At 59.5% G+C, this 16,102-nt stretch carries 13 protein-coding genes and 3 pseudogenes; 1 reads left to right on the top strand and 15 read right to left on the bottom strand.

Annotated features, from left to right (window positions below; all coding sequences use genetic code 11):
• Positions 1 to 326: 326 nt before the first annotated feature.
• From Q2M23_RS20475 to Q2M23_RS20410, 15 genes and pseudogenes are all read right to left on the bottom strand, one after another.
• Positions 327 to 1,190: a hydrogenase expression/formation protein gene (locus tag Q2M23_RS20475; RefSeq protein ID WP_316396810.1), complete on the bottom strand. Its 864-nt coding sequence runs from the start codon at positions 1,188 to 1,190 to the stop codon at positions 327 to 329.
• The gene (locus tag Q2M23_RS20470; RefSeq protein WP_316396809.1) at positions 1,187 to 1,633 is read right to left on the bottom strand and encodes a hypothetical protein; all 447 of its coding nucleotides are present in this window, start codon (positions 1,631 to 1,633) and stop codon (positions 1,187 to 1,189) included. The genes Q2M23_RS20475 and Q2M23_RS20470 overlap by 4 nt, the downstream gene beginning before the upstream one ends.
• Before the next feature lie 201 nt (positions 1,634 to 1,834).
• Positions 1,835 to 2,125 (bottom strand): HypC/HybG/HupF family hydrogenase formation chaperone, encoded by a 291-nt coding sequence (locus tag Q2M23_RS20465; RefSeq protein ID WP_092090206.1) that lies wholly within the window; start codon positions 2,123 to 2,125, stop codon positions 1,835 to 1,837.
• Between the two features lie 15 nt (positions 2,126 to 2,140).
• The gene (locus Q2M23_RS20460) at positions 2,141 to 2,722 is read right to left on the bottom strand and encodes a HyaD/HybD family hydrogenase maturation endopeptidase (RefSeq protein WP_316396808.1); all 582 of its coding nucleotides are present in this window, start codon (positions 2,720 to 2,722) and stop codon (positions 2,141 to 2,143) included.
• Positions 2,723 to 2,733: 11 nt separating this feature from the next.
• Positions 2,734 to 3,456: a Ni/Fe-hydrogenase, b-type cytochrome subunit gene (gene cybH / locus Q2M23_RS20455; RefSeq protein ID WP_410469743.1), complete on the bottom strand. Its 723-nt coding sequence runs from the start codon at positions 3,454 to 3,456 to the stop codon at positions 2,734 to 2,736.
• Positions 3,446 to 5,236: a nickel-dependent hydrogenase large subunit gene (locus Q2M23_RS20450; RefSeq protein WP_316396807.1), complete on the bottom strand. Its 1,791-nt coding sequence runs from the start codon at positions 5,234 to 5,236 to the stop codon at positions 3,446 to 3,448. The genes cybH and Q2M23_RS20450 overlap by 11 nt, the downstream gene beginning before the upstream one ends.
• Before the next feature lie 13 nt (positions 5,237 to 5,249).
• Positions 5,250 to 5,453, bottom strand: a pseudogene (locus Q2M23_RS44040) (uptake hydrogenase small subunit); the annotation flags it as partial.
• A gap of 144 nt (positions 5,454 to 5,597) precedes the next feature.
• Positions 5,598 to 6,359, bottom strand: a pseudogene (locus Q2M23_RS20445) (hydrogenase small subunit); the annotation flags it as partial.
• Positions 6,360 to 6,831: 472 nt separating this feature from the next.
• Positions 6,832 to 8,094 carry a serine hydrolase domain-containing protein gene (locus Q2M23_RS20440; RefSeq protein ID WP_316396806.1) on the bottom strand — a complete coding sequence of 421 codons (1,263 nt, stop codon included), beginning with the start codon at positions 8,092 to 8,094 and terminating at the stop codon, positions 6,832 to 6,834.
• Positions 8,095 to 8,204: 110 nt separating this feature from the next.
• Entirely contained in the window at positions 8,205 to 8,891 is a 687-nt protein-coding gene (locus tag Q2M23_RS20435; protein ID WP_316396805.1) for a molybdenum ABC transporter permease, read from the bottom strand.
• 5 nt (positions 8,892 to 8,896) lie between these two features.
• Entirely contained in the window at positions 8,897 to 9,445 is a 549-nt protein-coding gene (locus Q2M23_RS20430) for a hypothetical protein (protein WP_316396804.1), read from the bottom strand.
• A gap of 576 nt (positions 9,446 to 10,021) precedes the next feature.
• Positions 10,022 to 11,002, bottom strand: a complete 981-nt coding sequence (locus Q2M23_RS20425) for a PDR/VanB family oxidoreductase (protein ID WP_316396803.1) — start codon at positions 11,000 to 11,002, stop codon at positions 10,022 to 10,024.
• A gap of 11 nt (positions 11,003 to 11,013) precedes the next feature.
• Positions 11,014 to 11,766, bottom strand: coding sequence for a GntR family transcriptional regulator (locus Q2M23_RS20420; RefSeq protein WP_316396802.1), 753 nt, complete (start codon positions 11,764 to 11,766; stop codon positions 11,014 to 11,016).
• A gap of 3 nt (positions 11,767 to 11,769) precedes the next feature.
• The gene (locus tag Q2M23_RS20415) at positions 11,770 to 12,819 is read right to left on the bottom strand and encodes an aromatic ring-hydroxylating dioxygenase subunit alpha (protein ID WP_316396801.1); all 1,050 of its coding nucleotides are present in this window, start codon (positions 12,817 to 12,819) and stop codon (positions 11,770 to 11,772) included.
• Positions 12,820 to 13,059: 240 nt separating this feature from the next.
• A pseudogene (locus Q2M23_RS20410) lies at positions 13,060 to 13,327 on the bottom strand (helix-turn-helix transcriptional regulator).
• 996 nt (positions 13,328 to 14,323) lie between these two features.
• On the opposite strand from Q2M23_RS20410, the gene dctA reads away from it, so the two are divergent.
• The gene (gene dctA, locus Q2M23_RS20405) at positions 14,324 to 15,646 is read left to right on the top strand and encodes a C4-dicarboxylate transporter DctA (protein WP_092090216.1); all 1,323 of its coding nucleotides are present in this window, start codon (positions 14,324 to 14,326) and stop codon (positions 15,644 to 15,646) included.
• The last annotated feature ends 456 nt before the right edge of the window (positions 15,647 to 16,102 follow it).

The following is a 16,102-nucleotide window of genomic DNA, read 5'->3' as shown; positions in this document are numbered from 1 at the left end:
TGGATCGTTCAAGACCGATCGCGGGCGCATGGCTCGACCGGCGATATCCCAACAGGCTGCTACGAGCATCTCGTCAGACGCCGACACCTCGGCGTGCTTGCGCCTGCGAAAGTCCTGTCCACGCTCAAGCATCACCTTCAGCCGACGCAAAGCCGGCCTTGGACGCACGAAAGCCGAAGCAGCTTTTAGTTTTTCGCGCGCAACGCGCTCGCGCAGCAGTCTGCGTCGCCATCGTTCTCCGGTGGTTGCGCACGATTCAGCCAAGGCCACATTGCGCGCGCGCCGGCTGTGAGAACCGACCGGACGCCAAACAGTCTCCAAGCTCTTCATGAGACGTAAGCCTTCATGATTTCCTGCAGACGTTCGGCAGAATCCTCGAAATCCTCGTCGGCAGCCAACGCAACAATCGGCGTGCCGCCGATCTCCAGCGTGTCGAGGATGATGGTATCCATAGAGTTGAAAAACTGCACCGACCAGACGTTCCGGATCCCGGTCGCCTGCACTCGGCATGTGCCGTAGCCGCGGAAGATGAGTTGGACCGGACCATTTCCCAGGCTCTGCTGCAGAAACGCCAGATCAACGGCGTTCATCGGCAGCAGTGTCAGATTGATGACATGCGCGCGCATGCCATGCCGCCAGGCGCGCGCCCGCTCGCGTATTTCGGCGAGCACCGGCAACACGTTCATTGCGCCGTCCGGCGCCGCACCGATCACCAGATTGGTCGACGTCAGGTCTGTTGCGGCGCGTCGCACGATCTGCGGGATCGCCCCGATCTCAAGGTATTCGTGCGCCGGTTCCGTCCCGATGCGCACGCGCCAGATTCCCGCAAGCACGGACTCCTGGATTTCGGCCAGAGAGCCATCTGGTAGCGCAACGAAGCCGGCGACCTCGCCTTCCCCAAGCACTTCGGCAATCAGCTTGCGCTCGGGATCACTGAGATCCGCGAGCCCATACAGTTGCGTGCGTGCGCTGCTCTTCTGGCCGCGAGCGGCAGCAGCGGCGTTCGATAACAGGGCGATGGCATTTGGACAGTTTCTTGCAAGCTCGCCGCCATCGCGCCAAACGCGCTCGGCGAGCGCCCCCACAGCCGCGGGCCCGCTATGGATGACGTCGAGACTATCCGCATCCACAGGAAGCGCGCTCATCGGCGACGCAGGGCTTTCGTCTCCGTTGCGGGCCGCCGTTTTCATGATCCGACGTTCCGGTGAACGTGCCGAATGGCAATGCTATTGGCGATCCAGGCGGTACCCGCTTGTGGTCTTACGATCGATGCCGACATGGGGGCGATCTTGTCCAACCGGACCTGACTCTTGCCGACCAGGCGCAGTGTAGCGCGCTGAGGGCATTCGATCGGCCTCGGCGGGTCACGCAGGCCGAGCCGCCCGCCCGGTTCGTCACCAGCGCCGCGTGCGGTTACGACCCGTTGCACGGGCCGCCGGAGCGCCTTGGTCTGTTCAGAAAGCGCGGTTGCGACGTGGATCGCCCAGCGTGAATATAAGGGGCCCGCTGCCGACGGCAGCTCCACGCCTCCCGTCCCGGGATCCTGCCCGGCCAGATGAGCATCGCCGCCCCCTCTCTCCACCTCGGACAGACCAGGCCGCGCCAGATCATGCTGAGCCGGCTGGAACTTCATCAGACGCCTTTCCGATAGTCTTCGGGTTCTTCTCGGCGAGGTCTTAGCAAGGCACATGCCAATGATCGTCTCGCTGCGATCGCATTCCCGGCCGGAGCAGTGGCTGTAAGCGCTTTACATTTTCTCTGTAAAAGTTGCCTACGATTGCAAATCGGTTCGTGAGCAGGGGCCGGCAACACGATGTCCGCGCTCGGCACCCCACTAGCGTAGATGGTCGGGCAATTGCGGCTCATGACCAATCAAGTCCGCAAAGAAGCGATCGCAGTCCTCGCCGTTGAGACCAGCCTCGAGCCCGTCGAGTGCTTCCGAAATTCGCCTTGCTTCATCCTCCTCCAAGGGCCGCACCGCTGTGTCGATATGGACGAGCACCTTGGCGCCGACCATCGCGCCGGAGAGCAGCATGACCGAGACACGCCGCTTTTCACCGCCATACTCGCATAGCGCCGTGACGCCGTCGGTCTCAACAATCGTCATTGGTAAGCCAAGGCACATGGATAACCGCGGCCGCTAGATCGGCTGCGCCCTTTCATAATTGACATGGTCGATATTGTTCCCCAACAGCCGTTCTGATGCAGGCAGCGGGGCGGCCCGCGGTCTTGCCGGTGCGTCCCACTGGGCCAGCAGGTTGCAGGCCAGTTCGATCGCAGGCGTGATCTGAACACGCACCGGTGCAGTCAACGGACCGCCCCAATGCTCCAGGTCCAGCGGCTGACAGCCGATCAGAGCGAGCTCTCGCGGGCAGCGACCAAGCAGGTCGGCCGCACTCAAGACCTCCTGAAAGCCGGTCTGATGCAGGCTCAGCTTCTTGGCAGCGGTAAATTTCGGCACCTCGTCATCTCGCACGAGCTTCAACTGTCCGGGAGAAAGTCCATAATCGACGGCATCGAACACGATCAGGCAATCGGCCTGCTCAAGAAAACTGACGAGATAGAGCCCCTGCGTGCCACCATCGAGGATGGAGACGTTGTCATCGATGGTGTAGCGACGATAAAACTCCTCTACCACCCGCACGCCGAATCCCTCATCGGCCCATAGGATATTGCCGACGCCGAGCACCAGGATCCTTTTCTTGTTCTCCGGACTCAGCATCCGCCTCCCGGTCAATCGCGAAACTGACGCTGCCCCGAAATCATCGAGGAGATGCTCCGGCCCGACATGATGTCTTCCCGGATCACCGCGTAAATGTGGACCAGCGCAAAGGTCACGATCATCCACAGGCCGAGATGATGCCAGGTACGGACGTCTTGACCGTTCGGGCAGATTGCAAATACCCAGCCGAACGACTTGTACTGCCAGCTGTCACGACCGACGCCCTGCCCGTAAAGTGCAAAGCCCGTGACGATCATGAACGTGGTGGTCTGCGTGAACATGAAGAACATCGCGAGCTGAGCCAACCGACTGTGCCCGACGTGCCTTTCGGGCTCAACTGCAAGGAAGGCGTACCAGCGCATTTCGTCGTACACTTCGCGCCAAAAGCATCTGCGCCAGAGCGGCACGCAAAAGATCTGCATGGCATGCGGGTTTCCCATCAAGGCCCAGTAGAGGCGCAGCATAAATCCGACGCCGAGCACATATCCCGCCAAGAAATGCGCAAAGCGGATATAGCCGAACAGGAAATTGTCGCTAGCCTCCCCCGGCATTGCCGGTGTCCCAGTTCCAATGAGATAACCGGTTATGCCCAGCACCAGAATGGCCACCGCATTGCCCGCGTGCCACAGTCGCACCGGCGCTTCATAAACGTAGGCGGCCCCGTGAACAGTCGGCGCTGCATCGACGACCGCAACGGCTTTCGGAGCCTTGTCCAGTATGGACCTAACGAACATTGATTGAAGCGATTTCTTGGCCGTAGGGACTGATCACGTGGGTCGAGCACGCCAAGCACGGATCAAAGGAATGGATCGTGCGCAAGATCTCCAAGGGCCGCTTCGGATCGACGACCGGGGTACCGATAAGGGAGGCTTCAAAAGCGCCAATATTGCCCTTGGGGTCGCGAGGAGACCCGTTCCACGTCGTCGGCACGACACATTGGTAATTGTCGATCTTGGTGTTCTTGATCTTGATCCAGTGGCCAAGCGCACCGCGCGGCGCTTCAGTGAAACCGTAGCCCCTGGCCTCATTAGGCCAGCCTTCCGGCTTCCAGTTGCTGACGTCGGCAGTTGCGCTATTGCCTTGCTTGATATGGACGACCAGCTTGTCCTGGAAATAGCGCATCTGATGCGCCGCCCACTGGCATTCGAGTGCCCGCGTCGCGGTACGGCCAAGCGTCGAAAACAGCGCGGTCAAGGGAAGATTGAGCCCCTTGAGCAGTCTCTCGGCCGGCTCCTTGAATTCGGCTTTGCCTTGCGCATAACCGATGATGTATCGCGCCAATGGCCCGACCTCGACGGCGTGGCCGCGCCAGCGCGGCGCTTTGATCCAGGAATACCTGCCGCCTTCGTCGAGTTCCTTGATATCTGTTCTGCTGCCTTTGACCTTTGCCCCTAGCTCAAAATTCGGTTCGGTGACGCCATCCCAGGGATGCAGGCCGCTGAACTCGCTAGGGTATTTATACCATGAATGCGCGACGAATTCTTGGATCTGCTCGGGATCGCCATGGTCGATCGGCAAAATCTCCTCAAGCTTGCCGCCAAGAATGACGCCGCGCGGCAGCTTGAGACTTTTCGCGGAACAGTCGTTAGCGTTTTCGGGGATGTCGCCATAGGACATCACGCTTTTGCTAGAAAGCCCGCCGCCATGCAGCCAGTCCTTATAGAACGAGCCGATCGCTGCGATGTCGGGCAGATAGACCTGCTCGACAAACTCGATCGAACGGTCGATGACCGAGGACACCAGGTTAAGCCGCTCCATATTGATCGCGCCAACCGCACCATTTCCGTCGATGTTGATCGCGCAGGCCACGCCGCCGACCAGCCAGTTCGGATGCGGATTCTTGCCCCCATAGATGGCTTGGATCTTGACGATCTCCTTCTGGAAGTCGAGCGCTTCCAGATAATGCGCCACGGCCATCAGGTTCATTTCCGGCGGCAGCTTGTAAGCCGGATGCCCCCAATAGCCGTTCTTGAACGGACCGAGTTGCCCTGACCCGAAGAATTTGGTGAGCCTGATCTGCAAATCCTTGAAATAGCCAGGAGACGACAGCGGCCAGGGCGAGATGGACTGCGCCAGCGCCGAGGCGGATCTGGGATCAGCCTTGAGCGCGGAGACCACGTCGACCCAATCCAGCGCGTGCAGGTGATAGAAATGCACGAGATGATCATGCACAAGCAGGCACAGCTGCATGATGTTGCGGATCGAGTTGGCATTCTCCGGAATGGCGATCCCAAGTGCATTTTCAACGGCGCGCACGGAGGCGAGCGCATGGGTGCCGGTGCAGACACCGCAAATCCGCTCGGTGAACGCCCAGGCGTCGCGCGGATCCCGCCCGCGCAGGATGACTTCGATGCCACGCCACATCGTCCCGCTCGAGACCGCGTTGCGGATCACGTTGTTCGAATCGAGGTTGGCTTCGACGCGCAGGTGGCCCTCGATCCGAGTCAGCGGGTCGATCACAATTCGCTTGCCGGAACGATCGAGGTTGAACCCATTCGGTGTCTGGACGGCCACCGTCGTCCTCCCCTCAAGTTGGCTTATTCTTATCAGCTGCGCGATCCGGCTTCCGGGTCAATCGCTTCACGGCCGTGACCGCCGCATGTGCGGCGACGGTCAACCCAACCGCGCCGGCAGCGGCCATGCCGATCTGATCGGCGTTCTTCTCGATGCCGAACTGCTGGATGGCCGTGAGCCGGTCGTAGAATGAACCTTTGTCCCAAAAGCCGTCTAAGTCGGGAGGCCAAGCGGTCTTAGGAAGACAACTATAACACTCAACTCCTTGGCTCACAAGTCGGAGGCCAAGCGGTCTTAGGAAGACAACTATAACACTCAACTCCTTGGCTCACAGAACGACATGGCTACGATCCGACTTGCACTCATCGTCCCACTCCTCGACAAATTGGCCGGCGTCGAAATGCGAACGCCGATAGCACTTGTCGTGGATGCGCTGGGAATAAAACATCCTTGGGCGCCCTTGGCGATCGAGTTCAGGAAGCCTTCCGAACGTGGTTATGAAGGTCACGAGGCCGGTCATGACCTCTGCGATGGGGGGACACCCGGGAACCTTGACGATCGGCTTGTTGGAGATCACCTTGTCGATAGGCACAGTACCGGTCGGATTGGGCCTGGCCGCTTGAACGCAGCCCCAGGATGCGCAGGTCCCCCAAGCAATGACCGCCATGGACGCTTCCGCCATCCACCTGAGTCTCTCAACGAACGGCTTGCCGCCGTCAATGCAGAACATGCCTCCCTCGTTCAGCGGCGCGTTGCCTTCTACGGCAAGCACATACTTGCCATTGTACCTGGCACGGCTTTCCTGCAGGACGGCTTCGGCCTGGTGCCCAGCCGCGGCCATGACCATATCGTCGTAATCGAGCGAAATCATCGACAACAGCACGTCTTTGATCAACGGATGCGCTGAGCGGATGAAGCTTTCGGAGCAGCAGGTACACTCGAGCCCGTGCAGCCAAATGACGGGTATACGCGGTTTGGTCTCGAGGGCATTGGCGATACTGCTTGCTGCGAGCGGACCGAGTCCGAAGCTCGCGGCCGTCAAACTGCAGAACTTGTGGAAACTGCGACGCGTGATACCCTGACGTCTGATCACGCTGTAGAAGGTTTCCTCTATCCTGCCCATGAGCCCTTCCAAGTGACGCGTCAGCCGTAACGATGCTGACGTTCAGCAGCAAGAAATAGGCCACTGCACAGCAACTGAACCAAGCCGTCGCTTGTGGATCTGCAGCAGGATTGGCGAGCTACGCGCAAGCTGCGCAATTGACCACTTGTCGTGCTTATGGTGTCCGGTTTGGACCGTCGACGTGAGAACTCCAACAATGCATCACAATGGCTCTCTCCTGGCGGCGACGGCGTCATACTCGCTCTTCAAGTACGGCCGCCACACCGGCCGGCACGATAATTGTCGCAGTTCGCGGCACCGTACTGATCACCGATTTCGATCAGAATGGCTCGTTCCAAGCACTGGGCCCGATCGTCCGACGCGGGTCAGCAAACGACCTTGCTGTCCTTTCAGGTTTGATGTCGATCCGCAGCAGCAAGCATAATTTGCCAGTCATCCAAGCTGTTCATCGAGCATTTCCGACGGCAGCAAACTATCGAACTATTCCGGCATAGACGATATTTTGGACCTGTTCGCGGTAATACTTGCGGATCTCTCCGGGCGCAGCCGTCCCGACCACCACGACCAAGCGCTCCTTTGGATCACAGAAAAATTGTGTTCCGTAAGCGCCGGTCCAGGTGAACTCACCTGGACTGCCTGGAACGGCCGAGAGACCCTCGCTTATGCGCACAGCCACTCCGAGCCCGAACCCAAAGCCGGCGCGGTGCGGCTCCACAAGAGCGACCTTATTTTTGATCTCTGGCCCAAGGTGGTTGGAGATCATGTGATGCACAGTCTTCGGACCGAGGATCCGCCGCCCATCGAGCTCCCCGCCGTTTAGCAGCATTTGCCCAAAGCGCACGTAGTCACCAACTGTCGCGAATGCACAGGCTCCCCCGCAGTCAAACCTCGTCTGACTTTCGAGGAGCTCGATGCTTTGTGGCTTTCCGGTCAGCGGGTCGTCTCTAAATGGACGCGCCAACCGCTTGCGTTGCGATGCCGACAAATGAAAAGTGGCATCCAGCATTCCGATCGGCTTCCACACGTTGCTGGAAAGATACTCGCCCAACGGCTGCTCGCTAACCTGCTCCACGACAGCTCCAAGCACGTCAGTCGAGAAGCCGTATTCGAACTCCGTGCCCGGTTGGTGCGCCAGCGGCAGCTTGGTAATGGCTTCGATGAAAGCCCGCTTATCGCCCTTGACCGGCGGAGCTGCGAAATTCGGATAGAGACGCGCCACCTGATCTGCGCTATCCGGTGGCGCACCATAGGTGAGCCCTGATGTGTGGCGATACAGATCGTGGACGTAAATCGGAGAACTCTGCGCTTCGTATTTCAATGAGCCGTCAGGCTGCGGCACTCCCACCTTCATCTTTGCAAATTCGGGATAGTAATCCGTCAGTTTGGCCCGCAGAGGCAGGCGACCTTGTTCCGTGAGGGTGAGGCCGGCAACCGCCACCATCGGTTTGGTCATAGATGCGAGCGCGAATATCGCATCGAGCCGCATCGACGTTCCTTTTTCAGGATCGAGCTGTCCATACGCCTTGTAGTGAATCAGCTTGCCGTCTCTGGCGATTGCAACCACTGCGCCCGGCACGCGTTTGGTTGCGATTTCCCGAGCGAAGAACTCGTCCAGTCTGGCAAGGCGCTGGCTGGAAACTCCGACGTCATCGGCCCTCGCCTCGGGCAAAGGCGCGCAGTACGCTGAATTGAAGCTGATACCGGCAGCCGCCGCGGCCGCAACGAGTTTGTTCATGGTATCCTCGCCAAGAAAAGGGCCGATCTGACTTGCGATACTGCCGCTCGGTTAGGAGCGGACATGCCTGGCCAGCACACCGAAGGTGCTTCGATCCGGCTTGCCGCCCCTCATGCCCCCCTCCTGGCAGACCGTTTGTCGATGAGGGTTAGGGTGAACATGACCGCAAAGGCGAACATCACCATCCCCCCCGCAACCCAACCTGCCTCGCGCCAGCGCGATGCCTGGACGTAGTCAATGACGTAGGCTGACAGCACCTTGGTGCGCCCAGGAATGTTGCCGCCGATCATCATGACGACACCAAACGTGCCGATCGTGTGAGCAAAGCCAAGGATGCCAGCCTTGAGGAACTCCAGCCGTGCCAGCGGCAGGCCGACGGTAATGAAGGCGTACAACGGAAAAGCGCGCTGACTTGCCGCCACTTGCTGCGGGCGGTCGCCCATTGCAACAAAGGCGCTACGGATCGGCTGCACCACCAAAGGGAGCGCCGAGAGAACCGATCCCACGACGATTCCCGCAAAGGTAAATGCGAGAGTGTGCTGGCCCCAGAAAGAGGCGAGAAGCCCGCCGGGTCCGTTCGGGCCGAGCAGGACGAGGACGCAGAAACCGAGCGCCGTCGGCGGCAGCACAAGCGGCAGCGCGATCATTGTCGCGACCGCCTCGCTCAAAACCGTCTTTGACCGTGCAAGCCACCACGCGAGCGGCGCGCCAATCACCAGCAGGATCATTGTCGTCACGCAGGCAAGCTCGACCGTGAGCGCAACGGATTGCCAGAAGTCCGGCGAAAGGACATCCATGTGCGTCAGCCCACCAGTGAGAGCACGTCGCCATGCCCGCGCGGCGGTCGCTTGCACGCCCGGCCCGCCGAGGAATCTCGCGCGCATCGCGTTTTGATCGGATCCAGGCCCCAAGAACTGGGCGCCGTGCCTAGCTTCGGCATCGCTTGCAGGATGGCGACCGCATTGGTTGTGTTTGCTTCACCTTTTCGCGCCACGATGCGCCTGGGGATCGACAACATCGTGAACGACGACGGCTTGCGGGTCTCCGCGCCATTCACGACGCCTGAAACCCAATTCGCCGCAGTCGTAAGATGGATTTCTGGAGCCACAGGAGCATTCTCAAGAAGGTCAATCGGGCGAATGCTGACGCTCGAGCGGAACGCCTGGAATGTTTCAGTTTGCGTGCCTTGGCTATCGAACCTGGTGCTTGCGTTAACGCTCAACGCGTTCTCGGACCGTCTCAACGGCCTCGGCAAGATGGCACGCATATCGTCCGGCATGCGCAATCTCGTGAGGGCCACCACATTGATTCGCGTCGTTTCTGCGAGCAACAGCGGCATCGCAAACCTCATCGGAAACTCCTGTGACAGGGCCGCTCCGACCGGTCTGACGGCGGCAGCTCCTCGCGCGCCATTCAGCAATCCCCGTGCCGCTTGCGAAATGTGGTGCGCTTTGTGCCTAACGCGAGAAAAACCCACATGGACGCCAGCGTCACTGTGCAGTGGACCTAACCCGCTGTCAGGTTTCGGGCATCTTTGTTCTCAAACAGACAGCGGCGGCAGAATGAACAGGAGAGCTGGCCGCCCGACAGATATCGCGCTCTGAAATAAAATCGATGCAAATCCTCACGTGATTCCGCATCGAAGTAGTAATTGGTTTCTTTGGCGTCTTTCAAGAGCGACCGTGTATAAGCGCCGAAGCCCGCCAAAGTCCTACTGCGAGAATGGACGCCACCGAAAAACAAAGGTTTCGGGGTCCATTTCGTATTCGGACTGCGTGTTGCCGAGGACAAAGACAGGAGCTGCCGACCGTCTTCACCCGGTAATATGCACGCACTGTTCCATGATAACGGAGCCTACCGTGGAACATGCGTTAGTTGCCGAGTTCTCGGCCAGAACCTGCTGCCCAAAAAACGTGCTGCAGCGAATCTATGGCCCGTCCGGGCGGTGCAGTATATCGACTGTAATGGTGCCGCGAGCGCGAGAGACACATGCACAGATCTTTTCGTTCCCGTGCTTTTGCTGCTCGCTGAAGAAAACGTCGCGGTGGTCGAGATCACCGTCGATTTCGACGAGATCGATGGCGCAGACGCCGCACTCGCCGCGCCGGCAATCCGAAATCACCTCGTACCCAGCCTCATTGAGCACGTCCAGCAACGAGCGATCGCGCGGAATCTCGATCTCAAGAGACCGATCTGCAAGGCGCACCCGGAAACCTTCGGTCGGCAGTGAGCCGCTCGAGCCAAAGGTCTCGTAGCGTAGGTCGGATAGTCCGCGACCTGCACCGGTCCAGGCCCGGCGGGCGGCATCGAGCATCCGGATCGGACCGCACAAGAGGGTCAAGGCATCGGGCGACAGCGAGGCGAACAAGCCATCGAAATCGAGCCTGCGCCCTTCGCTGCCTGCATGGACAATAAGCCGCTCGTTCAGCAAAGGGGCGAGAACGTCCAAATAGACGGCCTGCTCACGGGAAGACACAGCATAATGCAGAGTGAAGTCGGCATTGCAGCGTGCCAGCGCCTGAGCCGCCCCGATCAGCGGCGTAATACCAATGCCGCCCGCGATCAGGCAGTAGTGCCGGCGCGCCCAGTCAATCGGCAGCAGCGAGGCGGGCGACGTAATTGTCAGCCGCGCGCCCGGCGCGAGCGACCACATGTACTGCGAGCCGCCGCGGGAGTCCTCCGCGCGCCGCACGGCGATGCGATAGCCGGCCGGGTCGGCTTCGCCGACCAAGGAATAGGATCTCGTCTCCGGGCGCCCATCGATAGTGACGGCAATATTGATATGGCTGCCGACCGGATAGGCCGTGCCATCAAAATTTTCTGGTTTGATCAGAAACTCGCGGATCGAAGGTGTCAGATCGCGCGTCGCGACGAGCGTTGCCGATGTCCAGCTTTCAATGAAGCGCATGGAGATTTCCCTTAATCGCCTGCCATCCTGATAAGCGCCAGTCCAGGCAGCAGGTCAGAATGCGTCTTATTCCTGAGCACCAAGCGCAGATTGCGCGCCGCCACTCGAGCGTGCTCGCGCATGATTGCCTCGGCGCGCGCGCCTTCGCGGTTTTCGATTGCATCGACCACGACGCGGTGTTGATCTTGCGCAATCAACAGTGTGTGGCGCGCATCCGGTAGTGTCGATTGGGTCATCACAAAGCCGCTGGGCGAGGCGAATGGTAGCGCCGACGCGCGATCAACCTGCCGGATCAAAGGCGGACTGCGCGACAATTCGGTCAACAGCGCATGAAAACGCGCATTGAGCGCGACGTAGGAGGAGAAAGCCTCGACGGAAATTGGGTCCTGCCGCACCAGGCTGTCGATCTCGTCAAGACATCCTTTTAGAGGCTCAAGATCGCGCGACGAAACACCGCGCTCGGCAGCAAAACGCGCGGCCAGACCTTCCACGGTGCCGCGCACTTCGATCGAATCCAGCACATCTCGTTCGGAGAATGCCTTCACCATGAAGCCGCCAGAAGGGATCGCTTCCAGAAGTCCTTCCTCCTCCAGCCGAACCAATGCCATTCGCACCGGAGTACGCGATGCACCGGTCGTCTCCACGGCCTGCAACTCGGAGATCCGTTCGCCCGGCCGCAAGTCGCCCGACAGGATCAGATCGCGCAAGCTGAGCTGGGCGCGTACCGTCTGTGAGACGGAACGGTCATTGTCGCGCTCGACCATGCCCTACTCCGCGGCCTGACGACCGTGCTGCGGATTCTCGGCCTCGATCATGCGATCTATCAAGCGGCGGGCCCACATCGCGCCGGCATCGATGTTGAGGTTATAGAAGACCCGGTCGGGATTTTCGTCGATCGCGCGCTGCTGCGCCTCGAGAATGACCTCGTCCTCACGGAAGATGCCGGAAACGCCTTGGCGAAGTTCGGTGGTCAGGCGCTGTTCGTTTAGGCGATAATTGCGCACGAAGGCCCAGAAATAATGGCAGCTCGTTTCCGTTTCGGGCGTGATGGTGTTGAGGACAATACCATTGACGCCAGCCGATCGATCGCCTTCGGGCGCGCCGGTTCCTGCGGGCGCCACTCCGACGTCGATATTGATCGTGCACGGCGCCTCGAAACGGATAATCTGCCAGCGGTCCACCGGACCAGGTTTTTGCAATTGCTTGGCCCAAAACGGGGGCGCGGCAATTCCCTTCATCCAGCGCGTTACGGTAGCGGTCTTCTCACCATGGGTGACGTCAAACGGCGCTTCCGTGATTGCGTCATTGCCAATGCTGGCGCCATGCACAAAAGTCTCATGCGTCAGGTCCATGAGGTTGTCGACCACCAGACGATAGTCGCATTTCAGGTGAATGGTGTCACCGTCGCCGGCCCAAGCGGGATCATCGTTCCAGTGCATATCCGGCACCAGGCCCGGGTCGGCTAGCGCCGGATCACCCATCCACAGCCAGACGAAGCGATCGCGCTCGACGACAGGATAGGCACGTACACACGCAGAGGGGTTGATCGTCTCCTGCGAGGGCATGAAGGTGCAGCGGCCCTGCGCGTTGTATTTCAGCCCATGATAGCCGCAGACGACGCTGTCGCCCTCAAGGCGCCCTTTTGAGAGCGGCACCAACCGATGCCAACAGGCGTCCTCCAGTGCTGCCACCTCGCCGTTGGCGCGCCGATACATCACGACGTGCCTGCCGCAGATTGTGCGCGGCAATAGTGCCTGCCTCACCTCAGTATCCCAAGCGGCCGCGTACCAGACATTGGTCGGAAAGCAATGGCTCATGCGCCGATTCCTCACTTTGGGGACACCATCTGTATACATTAATTCGAAACAGGCCGAAAAAATGACGGATATGCGGGCTCACAGTGGAATGATTGTATACGGAAACGGCGACTTATCGATTCCGCGCGGCCATAACGAAGCATGCGGCGCGCGCACCAAAACAGCTGCCGTCTGAATTCGGACTCGCCATCGCGCACATCCCAGCTGGATCTAGCCTTGTACCGTCGCGGCCTCGTACGGCTATCGGCGAGGTTCCTGGCCTGCATAGGGGCGCAACATCGCAACACAGTCCCTTTGCCGGGATCGGACGTCGACGACTTGGTGCCTAGATCGGCCCATGCTCTCAAGTCATCCAGTGCGTAGATGACGCGACCGCCGATTTTTCGATACGCTGGCCCGTGCCATATGTGCGGTGCCTCTCGAGCGTGCGGCCGGATAGGCTAAGATAACGCGCAGCCTCCGGCGTACGCAGGAAGCGCGTGGATAGATCTGACATCGGATCGGGCATTTGAGAACTCCAGGTGAGAGGCTGGCCGCGAACAGCGGCACTTTGTCGTGCCACCATCATGGAGAAGCGCGCTCTCTGGAGGGATACCGAATATCGAGGAAGCAACTTTCGGCACCCCGTCCCCTGCGCCTGCCGTCAAGCCTTCTTCTATTTAGCGCCCGCTCCAGCCTACGACATTGGTCAATCACGACTCGCGGTTGCGAAGACGCACTTGCACGGATGGTTATCCACCAGGTAATCAGGCGCCTTCGCAAGGCGACGCACAAACGCCCTGCGCAGAAATTCTGCCGAACCATCCGGTTTCACCAGATCACCACTTCTGTACTTGAGTACGCTCACCGTCGTCCGATTGCCGCAATTCATTCGAACTCGCATTCGCAGCCGGAACAAGTCAGATTGGTCTCGTCCTACCTAGCAATGCGTTTAGAAAAAGAACGCTCAAAACGCCAAAGCGGAGTGATCGCAGCTCCATCGTGACGCCGAGGCGCCCAAACGGCTCAGCGACCGCCCGATGCGGATACGCCTCACGTCGAGCAACCCGCTAGATGTCGCACGCTTCCATCGCATGGATGCCTCCGATCCAAACAATCAATTTTATCAATGGAGCGTACTGTCGCATCAACACCAGCGGGCGAAGCGTACCGATAACATTAGGAATTCTATGCTGAGACGTGCCTCGGGCAATTTGCCAGCAAGACGCGGCGATGCTGAGCAACCTTCGCGATCGACCTCACAAATGCCATTCGAAGATTCAAACAGACCTCGTCAGAAGAAAGGCGGCTTATCTGATAGCGACTCGATCGTCTGGTTGGGCCTCTGGTGCAGATCTTGCTTGACGAAGCACGATAACGTAACTGAACGCCTGCCTTTGGAATGACGCGCCGGCTCTCGGAACCGTCTTCTATTGGACACGGCTAAAATGACAGCCTCGTATGATGCCGCCGCCTCTCAACGACGCAGCGGCTCGCATGCGAGTGTATTCGGGAAGGAAGCGTCATGACCACCATGGCAACTGCGGTGCCCGCGCGCGCGCCGCAGACTTGGTATAAAATTCTCTACGTTCAAGTGTTGATCGCGATCGTGCTTGGCGCCATCGTCGGCTGGCTGTGGCCGTCGGTCGCGACTAACGACTGGGTCAAGGCACTCGGTGACGGCTTCATCAAGCTGATCAAGATGGTGATCGCGCCGATCATCTTCTGCACCGTCGCATCCGGCATCGCGCATATCCAGGATGCAAAGAAAGTCGGACGCGTCGGCATCAAAGCGCTGGTCTATTTCGAGATCGCATCGAGCTTTGCCTTGGTGTTGGGCCTTGTCATGGGCAATCTGGTCCAAATCGGCCATGGTCTTGCGGTCAAACCGGACGCTGCGGCGGTCGCCAATTACGTCAAGCAGGCGGAAGCCTCGAAGACCGTCGACTTTTTTCTCAATATCATTCCCGATACCGTGGTCGGCGCCCTCGCTCGCGGCGATGTTCTGCAAGTGCTCCTGTTCGCGATCCTGTTTGGCTTTTCGCTGATGGCACTTGGGGAGCGTGGAGAACGGCTGCGCGGCATGATTGACGACGTCGCGCACGCGGTGTTCGGCGTGATCGCCATCATCATGAAAGCGGCCCCGATCGGTGCGTTCGGCGCGATGGCTTTCACGGTCGGCAAGTTCGGGCCGGCGGCGCTCGGTAATCTGATCGGGCTCGTCGTACTATTCTATGCGACTGCGGCGATATTCGTGATCGTCGTGCTCGGCCTGATCGCGCGGATCGTCGGCTTTTCGATCTTCAAATTCATTATCTATATCAAGGACGAGCTTCTGATCGTGCTCGGCACCTCATCCTCGGAAAGCGCGCTGCCGCAATTGATGGAGAAGCTCGAGCGGCTGGGCTGCTCAAAACCCGTAGTTGGCCTCGTGGTGCCAACCGGCTACTCCTTCAACCTCGACGGCACCAACATTTATATGACGCTTGCGACATTGTTTATTGCCCAGGCACTTGGGGTCGATCTGACCTTTGGCCAGCAGCTCACGATCTTGCTCGTGGCAATGCTGACCTCGAAGGGGGCAAGCGGCGTGACTGGCGCAGGCTTCATCACACTTGCCGCGACATTGTCGGTGGTCAACCCGGCACTGGTGCCCGGCATGGCAATCGTATTCTCGATCGACAAGTTTATGAGCGAGGTGCGAGCCCTTACCAATATCACCGGCAATGGCATCGCCGCTGTGTTCGTGTCGTGGTGGGAAGGCGAGCTCGACGACGCTACGCTGCACGCTCGGCTCAAGCAGCCCACCGTTTCCAATGGCATCGATACACGAACATTAAGGAGGTAGGCCCCGGGTCTTGTTCGTGATTTCAAGGCGCGCTCAACTGAGCGCAGCCAGCTCCGTGGTTCGTTCGCAGTTCAAATCGGCACAGCCGACTTGAACTGCGAGTTGATGCTTTTTTTGCAGGAGCAGCCGTTCACACCATTGCTCCGTGTCGCGCTCCAAACCACGTCTGAGAATTCCACGCAAACGCGGAAGATGAAGTCGTTTTTCCACGAATATTTTTGGCGCGCCGTGGAGTTGAAAGCTCCCAGCCATCCAAATGCTGGCGCAAGGTTGGCGTGGGGCAACACAACACGATTCCGACAGAGCCTACCCGGCCTGACTGGCCAAGGGACTGGGTCTAGCCCACAAAATAGCTTGGTGCGTGGCCACTGAACCGGCCTCTTCCGCGCCCGCGGGTAGCGGCAATTTCCAACTCAGCCATCCGTTTATTCCGGCGCGCGTTACGGCATCACGTCG

The organism is Bradyrhizobium sp. 33ap4 (assembly GCF_032654765.1).
Classification (GTDB): domain Bacteria; phylum Pseudomonadota; class Alphaproteobacteria; order Rhizobiales; family Xanthobacteraceae; genus Bradyrhizobium; species Bradyrhizobium australafricanum.
This window is presented reverse-complemented; position numbering and strand designations above follow the sequence as displayed.

What these genes read in the sequence shown, in the direction of transcription:
- Q2M23_RS20475 (WP_316396810.1), bottom strand. Translation starts at nt 1,190, where the DNA reads ATGAAAACGGCGGCCCGCAACGGAGACGAAAGCCCTGCGTCGCCGATG.
- Q2M23_RS20470 (WP_316396809.1), bottom strand. Translation starts at nt 1,633, where the DNA reads ATGAAGTTCCAGCCGGCTCAGCATGATCTGGCGCGGCCTGGTCTGTCC.
- Q2M23_RS20465 (WP_092090206.1), bottom strand. Translation starts at nt 2,125, where the DNA reads ATGTGCCTTGGCTTACCAATGACGATTGTTGAGACCGACGGCGTCACG.
- Q2M23_RS20460 (WP_316396808.1), bottom strand. Translation starts at nt 2,722, where the DNA reads ATGCTGAGTCCGGAGAACAAGAAAAGGATCCTGGTGCTCGGCGTCGGC.
- cybH (WP_410469743.1), bottom strand. Translation starts at nt 3,456, where the DNA reads ATGTTCGTTAGGTCCATACTGGACAAGGCTCCGAAAGCCGTTGCGGTC.
- Q2M23_RS20440 (WP_316396806.1), bottom strand. Translation starts at nt 8,094, where the DNA reads ATGAACAAACTCGTTGCGGCCGCGGCGGCTGCCGGTATCAGCTTCAAT.
- Q2M23_RS20435 (WP_316396805.1), bottom strand. Translation starts at nt 8,891, where the DNA reads ATGGATGTCCTTTCGCCGGACTTCTGGCAATCCGTTGCGCTCACGGTC.
- Q2M23_RS20430 (WP_316396804.1), bottom strand. Translation starts at nt 9,445, where the DNA reads ATGAGGTTTGCGATGCCGCTGTTGCTCGCAGAAACGACGCGAATCAAT.
- Q2M23_RS20425 (WP_316396803.1), bottom strand. Translation starts at nt 11,002, where the DNA reads ATGCGCTTCATTGAAAGCTGGACATCGGCAACGCTCGTCGCGACGCGC.
- Q2M23_RS20420 (WP_316396802.1), bottom strand. Translation starts at nt 11,766, where the DNA reads ATGGTCGAGCGCGACAATGACCGTTCCGTCTCACAGACGGTACGCGCC.
- Q2M23_RS20415 (WP_316396801.1), bottom strand. Translation starts at nt 12,819, where the DNA reads ATGAGCCATTGCTTTCCGACCAATGTCTGGTACGCGGCCGCTTGGGAT.
- dctA (WP_092090216.1), top strand. Translation starts at nt 14,324, where the DNA reads ATGACCACCATGGCAACTGCGGTGCCCGCGCGCGCGCCGCAGACTTGG.